Origin of the sequence: Bradyrhizobium sp. CCBAU 45384, assembly GCF_028128665.1 — a bacterium.
Taxonomy (GTDB): Bacteria; Pseudomonadota; Alphaproteobacteria; order Rhizobiales; family Xanthobacteraceae; genus Bradyrhizobium; species Bradyrhizobium manausense.
This window is the reverse complement of the sequence record NZ_LBIZ01000077.1, coordinates 18044-30197: the sequence shown is the minus strand read 5'-3', so window position 1 is coordinate 30197 and position 12154 is coordinate 18044. Positions and strand designations below refer to the sequence as shown.

General features: G+C 58.2%; 11 protein-coding genes and 2 pseudogenes. 5 read left to right on the top strand and 8 right to left on the bottom strand.

Annotated features, from left to right (window positions below; all coding sequences use genetic code 11):
* Nucleotides 1-338 precede the first annotated feature (338 nt).
* Complete coding sequence (locus tag XH80_RS04335; protein WP_271597483.1) at nt 339-644, bottom strand: hypothetical protein; 306 nt, start codon at nt 642-644, stop codon at nt 339-341.
* A 346-nt stretch (nt 645-990) separates the two neighbouring features.
* Entirely contained in the window at nt 991-1134 is a 144-nt protein-coding gene (locus XH80_RS04330) for a Flp family type IVb pilin (RefSeq protein WP_271597485.1), read from the bottom strand.
* Nucleotides 1135-1351: 217 nt separating this feature from the next.
* On the opposite strand from XH80_RS04330, the gene XH80_RS04325 reads away from it, so the two are divergent.
* The 4 genes from XH80_RS04325 (at nt 1352) to XH80_RS04315 (ending at nt 4636) form a co-directional block, all read left to right on the top strand.
* A complete protein-coding gene (locus tag XH80_RS04325) occupies nt 1352-1543 on the top strand; it encodes a hypothetical protein (protein WP_271597482.1) in 192 nt (63 codons plus the stop codon).
* A 584-nt stretch (nt 1544-2127) separates the two neighbouring features.
* On the top strand, nt 2128-2301 hold the full coding sequence (locus tag XH80_RS04320; protein WP_271597481.1) for a hypothetical protein: 174 nt from the start codon (nt 2128-2130) through the stop codon (nt 2299-2301).
* A gap of 658 nt (nt 2302-2959) precedes the next feature.
* Entirely contained in the window at nt 2960-3400 is a 441-nt protein-coding gene (locus tag XH80_RS43860) for a DUF968 domain-containing protein (protein ID WP_442869110.1), read from the top strand.
* A gap of 876 nt (nt 3401-4276) precedes the next feature.
* Nucleotides 4277-4636, top strand: a complete 360-nt coding sequence (locus XH80_RS04315) for a VanZ family protein (RefSeq protein WP_271597480.1) — start codon at nt 4277-4279, stop codon at nt 4634-4636.
* 11 nt (nt 4637-4647) lie between these two features.
* On the opposite strand, the pseudogene XH80_RS04310 reads toward XH80_RS04315, so the two are convergent.
* Nucleotides 4648-5948 (bottom strand): annotated as a pseudogene (locus XH80_RS04310) (UDP-glucose dehydrogenase family protein).
* A 184-nt stretch (nt 5949-6132) separates the two neighbouring features.
* Nucleotides 6133-6367, bottom strand: a pseudogene (locus XH80_RS04305) (UDP-glucuronate 5-epimerase); the annotation flags it as partial.
* A gap of 252 nt (nt 6368-6619) precedes the next feature.
* Between XH80_RS04305 and gmd the strand changes: the two are divergent.
* A complete protein-coding gene (gmd, locus tag XH80_RS04300) occupies nt 6620-7711 on the top strand; it encodes a GDP-mannose 4,6-dehydratase (protein WP_271597484.1) in 1092 nt (363 codons plus the stop codon).
* Between the two features lie 103 nt (nt 7712-7814).
* On the opposite strand, the gene XH80_RS04295 is transcribed toward gmd, so the two are convergent.
* The 4 genes from XH80_RS04295 to XH80_RS04280 form a co-directional block, all read right to left on the bottom strand.
* Nucleotides 7815-9122 carry a WcaI family glycosyltransferase gene (locus XH80_RS04295; RefSeq protein ID WP_271597479.1) on the bottom strand — a complete coding sequence of 436 codons (1308 nt, stop codon included), beginning with the start codon at nt 9120-9122 and terminating at the stop codon, nt 7815-7817.
* 65 nt (nt 9123-9187) lie between these two features.
* Nucleotides 9188-10162: a GDP-L-fucose synthase family protein gene (locus XH80_RS04290; RefSeq protein ID WP_271597478.1), complete on the bottom strand. Its 975-nt coding sequence runs from the start codon at nt 10160-10162 to the stop codon at nt 9188-9190.
* Between the two features lie 269 nt (nt 10163-10431).
* Nucleotides 10432-10704 (bottom strand): hypothetical protein, encoded by a 273-nt coding sequence (locus tag XH80_RS04285; protein WP_271597477.1) that lies wholly within the window; start codon nt 10702-10704, stop codon nt 10432-10434.
* Nucleotides 10705-10910: 206 nt separating this feature from the next.
* Nucleotides 10911-11996 carry an ABC transporter substrate-binding protein gene (locus tag XH80_RS04280; protein ID WP_271597476.1) on the bottom strand — a complete coding sequence of 362 codons (1086 nt, stop codon included), beginning with the start codon at nt 11994-11996 and terminating at the stop codon, nt 10911-10913.
* Nucleotides 11997-12154: the final 158 nt, after the last annotated feature.

Sequence of the window (12154 nt, the reverse complement as noted above, 5' to 3'; positions counted from 1 at the left end):
GTTCTGGCGCAGGAGCAATCCCTTGATCCGACGCACCGATGAGGTCGGCTCCGGGTCTTGGCAGTGTGAACGCCAGGGCGATTGACGGCGATAGAATAAGTCATTTGTTCAAGATCGTCTGTAAAGCAGGTCAACCGCGCGGAAGTAGCGATAGTTCCTGTCCCGATCAACCACCGTCTTGCTCCCGATGAGGCAGTCCTGCATGGCTAGCTAGCGTTCCCTCCGGCGCACATCATTTCAGGTTCATCTAATCCGGAACGCTGCTCGCGGGGCGAGCTCGGCCAGCGCGATGCTGGGAGATGCGTCTATTGGAGCCCATTTTCGATGTCGCCATCATTTCACGCAAACGCGAGATGACCGGGCCAGGCCGCGCCGTTCCGCTGCAAAGTGATCAATAGCTTAGTTTGCCTCTGTGCCACGTTGAGAGAGCCGATGGCCCGGCTGGCGAAGCGAGCATCCTTGATCGCGGCGTAGCCCGGAAACTGGCAGGAGCTAACTCTCGGATTGACCACCACTCCGCAGCCCGCAATTATCGAATGCACAGCAGACTGGTCGGGCACCGCAAGCTCGTCGAAATTGCCGGCGACATCGAGCCGGTGCAGGGCGGCCGCATCTGTATCGAGTTGGTCAAGGCGCTTGTACAAGCACGAGGTCACGAACGCGGAGTTAAGGGCCGGCACTGGCGGGGGAGCGTGGCCGGCTGGATCTGCGCGAGAGCGGGACCTTCGTCCGGCCGACGAAGGCCACCTCGTGATAACACGATGCCGTCATTTCGCGTCGTGCAAATCTTGCTCTAGGAGAGCAATCGTCGCTCTGATGCGCTGGATTTCGACTGCCCGCTCCTCCACGCTGTATCGGTCGGCAGGCTCGCCTTCTCGTTCGATGCGAGCAAGACGCTTCCTGTAGGCCGCGAGAAGCTGCTCAAGGTATGCTTGGACACTGATCATCACCGCCGCCGCGATTGCGCTCCGGATAGAACCTTTGGCGATACTATTTTAGCGAGCTACTGATCGAGCCGAACTTGTCGCTCAGGCTTGTGCCGAGACCGTTGATCACCGTGATGATCGCCGGCGCGATGCCGGCTGCGATCAGCCCATACTCAATCGCGGTGGCACCGTTCTCATCCGCAAAAATCGCTTAATCAAAATCATTTTGGGCACATCCATGGGTAGGGACGCCACTAGAACTTCTACCAATACGCGCTTTCAACATGGTAAATCGATTAGCACGGAGGCGGTTAATGGCTGTTAGCCGATCTTCTCTCCAGAAGACGCATGCGCCGATTCTCCTCATGCCTCATTTGGAACCGAATCGCAGACTTCCCTTGGTACGTTGAAATGAGGTGGCTCCGATGTCGCGCGATTTCTCCAGCCCAAGCCATTGGTTGCAACGCGCAGCTCAGACGCGCGCCAAAGCGGAGCGAACACGAGACGCGGCGACCAGAGCCCGGCTGATCACTATGGCTGAGGAATACGACCGTCTTGCCGAACAGGCCGAGAGGCAACTGACCGATCAATCAGCATCGATTCCAATCAAGACGTGACTTGGCTGCTCGCCAATCACTAGATCCGAATACCCCGCAAGTCAGTCACGCAATTCATAGAAGGCCGCTGAGGGCGTTGCAGGCAGACCTGCCTCACCTATCCAGCGCTAATTGCCGCTATGGACACTCGGCCCCGGCCCCGACGCTCGGCCGTCCTTTCGCTGGCCAAGTAAAGCAGCCGGATGTATGTCCGCTCAATACGCATTGCGGACTCCAGCCATGATCTCCGCTAGGTCGGCGACGGGCCCACAACAGGCGGTCGGCTTTCCTGGGTTCGCGGTCGGCCCCGGATGGCTGGTCTGAGGTAGATCAAGGCAGATTTTCAGAAGGGAAAGTTAGCTTTCGGCGTGGGATGAAACCGCCGCTAACATATTCCGGTAGTGCCGTCCTTGCACTGGAGCCCGAGGTTGCAAGGAGAACGCCATGATGGAGCGGCGCAAGCGGCCCCGCGCGCCTTCATTGCAACTCGCACCGCCGACCCAGAATTTTGTGCAACATACTGTGAACTACTTCACAGCTCTCTCTCGAACAGGGCCTAAAGTCTCGGCGTGCGCAATGAAGCGCCGTTTCGGAGGAATTTGGTCATGGATATTGCACATCGTTCAGCACCCATGCCGTCCCTCGCTCGCAGTCACGACGGCTTAATCACCCTTTCATATGTGGTATTTGCTGCCATCGCTCTGGTGGTACTCTACTTTACAATGGGTGCCCCAAGCTTCGATGAGGTTGCACTTGCCGCCATAACCGTGATGCCGTGATGTGTGCCAGCGGCGGACGCGAGCAGCGCGCTCCGAGCCATTGCTCATCGTTAAGATCTATTGCAACAGTAGTCTGACCGCGACGTTGCTTGGGACTTTCGAGTAGTTCAACCAATTGATCGAGAATAACGCGTTCGTTAATGCAGCGTTGAGGCTTAAGATAATCTCCAAGATGCGCTGCGAGCGCTGTAGAGATACCTCTTCAGAGCCAATACGACGGCAAGCGCTCGCTCGCGGCTGCGCCCGAGGCGCTGGCCGTCCTTCGCGGACCGAGTATTCATTGGGACCGATCCGGCACAAGGTGAGAATCGGCTGTTCCCGATTTAACGTTTTCTCGCGACATCAACACTAACGAGCGGTTTACGTTGCTCGGATGGATTGCCTTGATACGCTTGCGAGAATTTCAAGAACGCAGCGTGTTCGAGATGATCAGATACTCATCCTACGGCACGACGAATTTTTCAAAACGATTGCCGACGCTCGATTATGACGATTCGCTTCGTGCCGCATATTGCGAGCTGTTAGAGCTACGTCGGCGCGTCAGGGTTGCCGAAGGCGCCGTTGGGACGAAATCCACCGGAACGAACAAGTCTGCCCGAAACAGACCGCCGCCAAGTCCGGCAAGAGGCTGAAACACATGACGTGATGCTGTGGGCCTGTGTCTTCGACGATCCGATCGAACTCAGCGACGGCAGGAGCCGCGCACCCCTGCGTGAGCCGAGCATGTACATTGCGACGCTGCCCGAATGGCCAGCCCTGTCTCATCTGCAAGCAAACGCCCCGCGACGCGCATCACCGCATCACCTCTGGTTTTCACTCAACCCAGAGCCCTGGCCGCAAGCTCAGTGACGAATTCACCCTCCCGCTATGCCGCTCGCATCATCAGGCCTTGCAACAAGCAGCGGCAAGACCATCCTGCTTGATAGCGTCAAGTTGGTTACGCGCCCAAGCGCCGGGGTCGTCACGATCGCCGGCCCTTCGTTTCGCTACGGCGCGTCGGCCGGCGCGCCGTAGCGACTCGTTTACGATGGAAATATCCTGCGAAAACCGAAAGCAGCGCGGGACGTCAGTGATCGTCGTTGACGTTCATGCGAGATAAGCCGCCCGTCCGCCCTGCCTCACATTCAAGCGGTGCGCGCGATGCCGACTAGGCGTCGTAGCCGCAAACGGCAGAGCGCTAAATGCACCCTGATCGTTAGGTAAGATCGAAATCAGCGCTCCAGGTGCTTTTCCCGGGGTTCTTCCGAAAGATCCAGATTGTCAGGGTTGCCGCGTCAGGAACAACCATGCTGTCCCCCGCGTGTAGCGTGAACTGTCTTATATCACCGACAACAACCCAAATGGCGTGCGCATAAACATCGGGGGCGCTAGTTGCCGTGCAGGCAAGGACAGCGGCTTTAGGTACAGCTCGCGTCACCGATTGAGTAACCGACGAGTCCATATGAAATGTTGCCATGGCGAATGCTCCAAAAAAAACCTGGTTGAAATGTCGCAATGTTTCCGAAGATCTCAGCGAGAGTCAAGAACGTCTCAACCTAGACTTGCTCTCTGATGATACGCTGGACATCGACACCGCTCCACCCCACCGCCATAGCTATGCGCCCATGTGCGCAAGATTGCCGACCGGCAACTCGGCTCTCATTTGTTTAGGAGCCCCATAGGCCAGCCTGATCAAAACAGGCCACTATCAATAGCTACGCGAGGAACTTAAAATGTGTTGGTTTTCAAGAGGCTCAGGTCGATACTTCTTTCTGATTTCAATTTCGTCGATTTGTGCGACCGTCGGCGAGGCCTTTGCTGCCGGAGGACGGGAGACTTTGTTGCCTCAGAAGGTCGTCGTACCGCCAGATACAATTATAATGTGGGTCCCATGCAATCCCGGGGTCTATACTTACGATGCGCTCGTTAAACCGGCGGCGGGAGAGATCGTAGCAAGAGCTCAGCGGAGTCTTTTCCGCGTTACCAATAGACTCTGATGAGCATGGCAAAACTTTATCTCGTCGCTGGCTGGCTGGCACTTGCTCTCGTTGCGTTTGTGACGCTAGCGCCGATCTACGATCGGCCGACCATCGCGCCTGCTCATATTGAGCATTTTGCCGCATTCTTTGTGCTCGGCCTGATGTTCATGCTTGCCTACCCAAACCGCATTATTCTTGTGTTCCTGGTCGTTGTTGGAAGTGCGGTTACCTTAGAAGCCGCGCAATTGCTAACTCCAGACAGACACGGGCGGCCTCTTGATGCATTGGTCAAGATTATCGGGGCGATCTGTGGGATAGCGTTGATGGCTCTCGTACGGATCATTGCTCGAGCAGCCAGCAGCTCATCCCAAGACTAGGGACGTAGCCGTCAGTGTCCAATGCTTTCATAGACGAAGCCCGCTCCGGCCATATCTTCGGGCCGGAAGATGTTGCGGAGGTCGACGACGACGGGCTGGGCCATGGCCGCCTTCAGCCGATCGAGATCGAGGCCGCGGAACTGGGTCCATTCGGTGACGACGACGATCGCATCGGCACCTTGCGCGCAGGAATAGGCATCTTCGCAATAGGTGATGCTGGGCAGCTCACTCTTCGCCTGCTCCATGCCGACAGGGTCGAACGCCTTCACCTTCGCGCCCATGTCGAGCAGACCGGTGACGAGCGGGATCGACGGCGCATCGCGCATGTCGTCGGTGTCGGGCTTGAAGGTCAGGCCGAGCACCGCAATGGTCTTGCCGCGCAAGGAGCCGCCGAGCGCCTGGCTCACTTTGCGCGCCATCGCGCGCTTGCGGTTCTCGTTGACCGCGAGCACGGATTCGACGATGCGCAAATTGACTTGTAGTCCTGCGCGATCTTGATCAGCGCCTTGGTGTCCTTCGGAAAGCAGGAACCGCCGAAACCGGGACCGGCATGCAGGAATTTGGTGCCGATGCGGTTGTCGAGGCCGATGCCGCGGGCGACCTCCTGCACATTGGCGCCGACTTTCTCGGAAAGATCCGCGATCTCGTTGATGAAGGTGATCTTGGTCGCGAGGAAGGCGTTGGCGGCGTATTTGATCATCTCGGCGGTGCGGCGCGCGGTGAACATCAGCGGCGCCTGGTTCAATGACAGCGGGCGATAGATGTCGCCCATCACCTTGCGGCCGCGCTCGTCGGAGGTGCCGACCACGACGCGGTCAGGGAATTTGAAGTCACGGATCGCGGCGCCCTCGCGCAGGAACTCCGGATTGGATGCGACCACGACATCCGCTGACGGATTGGTCTCGCGGATGATGCGCTCGACCTCGTCGCCGGTGCCGACAGGCACGGTCGACTTCGTCACCACCACGGTGAAGCCGGAGAGCGACTGCGCGATCTCCTTCGCCGCGGCGTAGACATAGGACAGATCGGCGTGGCCGTCACCGCGGCGCGACGGCGTGCCGACCGCGATGAACACGGCGTCGGCATCCGCAACCGGCTTGGACAGATCGGTGGTGAACTCGAGCCGCTTGGCCTTGACGTTGTTGGCGACCAGCTCGTCCAGGCCCGGCTCATAGATCGGGATCTCGCCGCGATGGAGCGCTGCTATCTTCTTCTCGTCCTTGTCGACGCAGGTAACGTCGTGACCGAAATCCGCAAAGCAGGCTCCAGACACCAGTCCGACATAGCCCGTTCCGATCATCGCGATGCGCATGAAAATCCGCCCTACTAATCAGTTCGCATGTAAGCTCTAGGACTTCTAAAGAGTTTTTCTTAAGAGAAAAGGTCGGCTTCCATTCTAGGTTTAAATCTCTACCGTGCTTCCAGCCAAACGAGGGCAGCGCTCGAAAGATGCTTTAGGATTAAGCATCGACTGCTCGAGAATTGTCATCTCCCTTTTCCACCACATCTCCCCGCTGCATTGGCAGCAATTCTGATCGCCGTCCGAACCAGCTCCCGCTCCAAAAGTCCGACGACATGCATTTTTTCGGGGCGGTGATTTCCGACATGGTAGGTTCTAGACGGCGCATCTGCGGCAGCCGGATTTTCCGCAGGCCCAAGATCGATCAGTTTGGATACGACACGGGTCACGTCTTCGATGTAGGTGAAGTCGCGGCGCATCCTGCCAGGGTTGCTTGCCAGCCATGTGGCGGCTGCCGTGACCAAAATCGCCTGATCTTTGACGTCAACCATCGACACACCACTTCTCTGGGTCCAAGTTGGAGCCCGGACGACAGGGACCTCCACGTATCAGGTCGGTCCCCTGCTCGCTGGCACATTTGCTATTAACATTGACTAGCGATTTGCAGCGGATTCCCTGAACTACAGATGTCGCAAACGGAGAACAGTTCAGCTAAATAGACCTGAACTTTAAAGGAACATTGCATCGTGAAGAAGCGCGCATTAATCACAGGTGTCACTGGGCAAGACGGCGCCTACCTCGCCGAATTGTTGTTGGAAAAAGGATATGAAGTCCATGGCATCAAACGCCGGACCTCTCTCTTCAATACTGATCGCATCGATCATCTCTATCTTGACCCGCATGAGCCGAATCCGCCATTCCGCCTGCATTATGGCGACCTGACAGACTCTTCGAGCCTGATCCGGATCGTTGGCCAGGTGCAGCCAGACGAGATCTACAACCTCGCAGCGCAGAGCCACGTTGCCGTTTCATTCGAAGAACCCGAGTACACGGCGAATTCCGACGCTCTCGGCGCTCTGCGCATCCTCGAGGCCATGCGCATTACCGGCTTGGAGAGGAAGGCGCGCTTCTATCAAGCGTCGACATCCGAACTGTATGGTTTGGTCCAGGAGATTCCGCAAAAGGAGACCACGCCTTTCTATCCGCGCTCACCGTACGCGGTCGCCAAGCTTTATGCATACTGGATCACGGTCAACTACCGCGAAGCCTATGGGATGTATGCCTGCAACGGCATCCTCTTCAACCACGAATCTCCCGTCCGCGGCGAGACCTTCGTGACCCGAAAAATCACGCGTGCTTTGGCGCGCATTCATCTGGGACTGCAGGATAGGCTTTATCTAGGTAATCTGGACGCCCTGCGGGACTGGGGACACGCGCGTGACTACGTCGAAATGCAATGGCTGATGCTGCAGCAGGACAACCCGGAGGATTTCGTGATTGCTACGGGTGTGCAACATTCGGTCCGAGACTTCGTCAATGTCGCAGCAAACGAAGTCGGCATGACGGTCCGCTGGGAAGGAAGCGGCGTCGAAGAAAAGGGATATGACGCCAAGACCGGCAAGTGTATCGTTTGGGTCGATCCCCGCTATTTCCGCCCGACTGAGGTCGCGACGCTTCTTGGTGACCCGTCAAAAGCCAAGCAGAAACTTGGCTGGGAGCCCAAGACGTCGTTCGAAAGCCTGGTTCGAGAAATGATGAAGGAAGATCTCGAATCCGCAAAGCGCGACGAACTCATCAAACAGCACGGATTTAGATATTATCCTCGCCACGAGTAATTCTCGTAGATCGGCCAGCAAGGCGACCAAACAGGCAAATGAGCGCCGATCGCGGCGCTCATTTTTTTTCGGATGTCACCGCATCCAACTGCGGTCGCATGCCTCATGGGGAGCGAACGGCATCCTCCACCGGAAGCCCAATGTCGTTGGCAGCGCCCTTCAGGCCGGCATTCGTCTGCCCTGTCGCATTGCCGTGCCCCGTCATGGCCTCCGACCACCGGCGCACGATTGTGCGTCGATCCCAGCGATCAAGGGCTCGCCTTCTCCCTTCCTCGCCGTAATGCTCACGCAGGGCCCGCCCTTCACCAAGCTGGCAAATTGCAACCTTGAGAGCCGACGAATCTCCTGGTGGGATCACGAGGCCGGCATTCGCGACTTCCGCCGCGAGGCCGGTGCCTTCTTCAGCCATCGCAATGACCGGCCGAGCGGATGCGAAGATCGCACCGAGCTTCGAGGGCAACACGAGATCGGCGGCCTCGGCCTTCTGGGGAATCAGATGGAAATCCGCGGTTGCCATCAACTGATTGAAGCTGTCCTTGGGCTGAAGCCCCAGGAAGTGGATATTGCGATGTCCGGCAGCAAGCTGTTCGAGCCTCATCCTGTGAGGCCCTTCGCCTGCAAGGATGAAGTGGATATGCGGATGACTTCGCTCTAAGCCAATCGCAGCCTCGATCACAAGTTCAAGGCCTTGCTTGTTGGACATCGTGCCGGAATACAGTCCAATGATATCGCCCTCAGCCAGGTTCAGCTGCTGACGGTATTTGGTCGTTCGAGGCCCCGGGCAGATCGTAGTGGTGTCGATCCAGTTTCTCACCTCGGCGATTTTGTCGGGTCGCAGTCCCTTGATCCTCAACCGCTCCACCATCGCATGAGAGATGGTTGAAACGTTATCGAACGATTTGAGGATCGCCGCTTCGGCTCGAAGCATGCATTTTCGCAGAGAATGATTGCGCAGCAGACCAAGATCGAAGGCCGCATCCACCTCGAAATCCTGCACGTGAAGCCATGATTTGGCGCCGACGCGACGAGCTACGAACGAGACGAAGGCAGCCGACATCAACGATGGTGCGACGGCGATCATGACGTCGGGCCGCCAGGACAGCGCCTCCATAAGGACAGGCACCGCGCTGGAGAGCGCGAACGATGCGTGATGGACCAGTCGCTTCGCTCCCGATGGACGCGCCGGCACATAGATTGGCGTGCGCCTTACGCGAACGCCATCGATATGCCGCGATCGAAAGTAATGGTTGCTGAAGCTCGGAGGAATTTCCCAGGCCGGATAATACGGCGGAGCCGTGATCACTCGGACCTCGTGGCCGTCAGCGGCAAGGCTCTCGCAGAGTTCAGTGTTGTATTTTGCCACGCCGATCAGATCGGGGGCATAGTTGATGCCTACTAAGAGAACACGCATAAGAGCCCAGCCCAGCTCAAAGTCTAGAATGAAAGAAAAGTCTTTTGTAGCTTAAGTAAATCCGCTCAGCGCGTTGCGCTGACCTCCAGATGACGCCCGTAGCCCTTCAGAAAATCTGCGTAAGCGGTAGCGAGACCACCGCGCAGAGGAATACTCGGACGCCAACCAAGCGCCCTCAGTCGCGAGCTGTCCAGGAGCTTGCGGGGCGTACCGTCAGGTTTGGACGTGTCGAACACCAGCTTGCCCCTGTACCCCACGACGTCAGCCACAGTCGCCGCGAAATCAGCGATCGACAACTCGTCACCACTACCGACATTGATCGGAAGATCACTCGAATAGTGCTTCAAGAGGAACACGCAGGCATCCGCGAAATCGTCGACGTTCAGGAATTCGCGGAGCGGCGTTCCGGTGCCCCAGACCGTCACCGTGGGCGCTTGCGCCAGCTTGGCTTCATGAAACCGTCGGATCAATGCTGCCGGCACGTGGCTATGATCGGGATGGTAGTTGTCGCCACGGCCATAGAGATTGGTGGGCATGGCGGAGAAGAAGTCATCGCCGAATTGGCGGCGATAGGCCTGACACATCTTCAGGCCCGCAATTTTCGCGATCGCATACCACTCGTTGGTTGGTTCGAGTGGACCGGTCAGCAGTTCATCTTCGCTGATCGGCTGTTTGGCATGCTTTGGATAGATGCAGGACGAACCCAGAAACAAGAGCCGCCGCACGCCAACGGCATGACTGGCGCGGAGGACGTTGAGCTCGATCGCAAGGTTGTCGCAAAGAAAATCGACCGGAAAATTATTGTTGGCGGCAATGCCTCCAACCTTTGCGGCTGCGTGAACCACAACCTCTGGCCGATTCGCCTCAAGCCATCGAACCGTCGGCTCTTCCTTAGTGAGATCTACCTCATGTCGGTCGGCGAACAGCACCGTGCAATTTTCCGATGCGAGGCGGCGCACGACGGCCGAGCCGACCATGCCGCGATGGCCGGCCACAAAGACCCGCTTACCCGAGAGATCGTAAATTGCAGCCCCTGTCATCGCTCCCCTCTACCGGCCCTCGTCACCCGAAAGAACCGACAACACAGCCCACCAAAGCGGGCTCCAAACGCCCTACCGCTATGCAACACAGTCAGCTTGCTAACACAATCTTCACCATCCGGCAGCCCGTGTTGTTCCGGAAGCACGAAGATGGTGAACTGCGCTTGGTTGCGTAAACGTCCGGCAGCGACTGATGGCAAATTAGGCGAAGCAGCCGCACGGGGCGCACGGCTGCTCGTCGGCGAGGGATTCCGCCTAGAGGCGCGCGATTAGTAAGCCCGGCGCAAGATGGGTCCAACCGGAGCGCAGACGCGGTCAAAATACCAGCCGTAGGGCGTTTCCACCCGAACCAGTGGACAACGGCTCCGCGGCACGTAGCGGTACGGATAGGGCTGGGCCCAGAAGGTGACCGGCGTCGCCTGGGCTTCGCCGGTGAGCAATGCTGCACTTCCAGGCATTTGCATGCCGGCACCCGCACCGCTCGCCGCCACCAGAAGTGCGGCCGACGCCAAAAGACCTACGCGCGCAATCGTCTTGAACATCCGCAAAGCTCCCCTTGCCCCAAACAGAACCGTACCCGAGCAGCTCCAAGCAGGAACTATTCCAGCGGCACGATAGCCGTGAACCGGCCGGAAATCGGCTCAAATAGTGAACCAAGACTACCAAGCCGCGGGGGTCGAAGGCAACCGATCCCGATCCCAAAAGCCGAGCTCTGCACGATATGGCGCAGAACTGTGGCTTCTTGGCCCTATTTCTCCCCGGTCCAGGCGCCGGGAGTGCCAAGGTCGGGCGAACGGCGGTAGACGTCGCGAAGGAATTGATAGTTGACCGCTTGGGCGAGGGGCACCTCTTCCTCACCAAGCTTGGCGAAGATCAGGATGTCCCGAAGGGTGTTCCAGCGACTTTCGTCGTAGTCCGCAATACGGCCCCCGGTCGGTAGAACTAGACTTCGCTGTTGCTGCAGCTCAAACCTGACCCGCTCGGCTTTCAGCCTCTCCGGATCGGCGCCAACAAGAACAGGCACGCTGCGTGCATAGTCCGTGTAGACGAACTGCCAGCCTCGGATGAGGCCCTGGAGAACGTCGGCGACGATGGACGGCCGATCATGAATGAGATCGTTGCTGGCGAAATAGACCAGCCCCGGAACGTGAATACCGTAGTCCTGCGGCTTGATCACATTCAGCCGGACGTTGTAGCCCGTCCCCGACGGAGTTGGCTGGTCATCGATGGCGGCGATAATGGCATCCACCTCGCCGGCGCGCAGCGCATCGAAGCTGTCGCGATCAGCCAGTTTGGTGATTTGGCTGCGGGGCAAACCGAGCTGCGCCATCATAGCGTCGAAGATGACGTCACCCTCGCCTGCCTTGCGGTAGCCCACGCGCTTGCCGATCAAATCAGCCGGCCGACGCAACCCAGAACTTTCGAGCGTGAAAATCGCAATGGAGGTGTCAAGGAAACTTGCCGCAAAAGCGGTGACGGGAACACCGCGCCAGGCGGCCAAGAGAAACTTCTGCCCGCTCGTCACGCCGATGGCGCGTTCGCGTGCGATCGTCTCGACGAAATTCGGGTCGTCGGGGTGCTGACGGAGCGCGATGCCAGAAGCAAAGAATCCTTGCTTGAGCGCCGTCAGTTCACCAGCGAAGCGTGCGCCGTATGGGCCATCGAGCAGCAGATCCGCGCCGGCGGTGGAAACGGTCGCCCGTCGGACCAGTGCGGAATCGGGGCGCAGCGCGAGGAGCGCAATCCCCAGGAGCGCGATGGTGGCTAGACCGATGGCGGCGTACCGGCCGAAGTGTCGCCTGGATCGTCGCCGGCGAGACCGGATTTGAGGCACTGGAGAGAGCTTCCTAACGAAGAGTGAAATTTAACATGTTGGTCGGGGCAAGATGCGCTACATTGCAATCATAAGGGTAAGGTTACTTTTTCCTTCGCCTTGTTTTGACAGTGATTGTGGCCGATAGCACGGCGCGCTTTGATAGTGAATCGATTGTT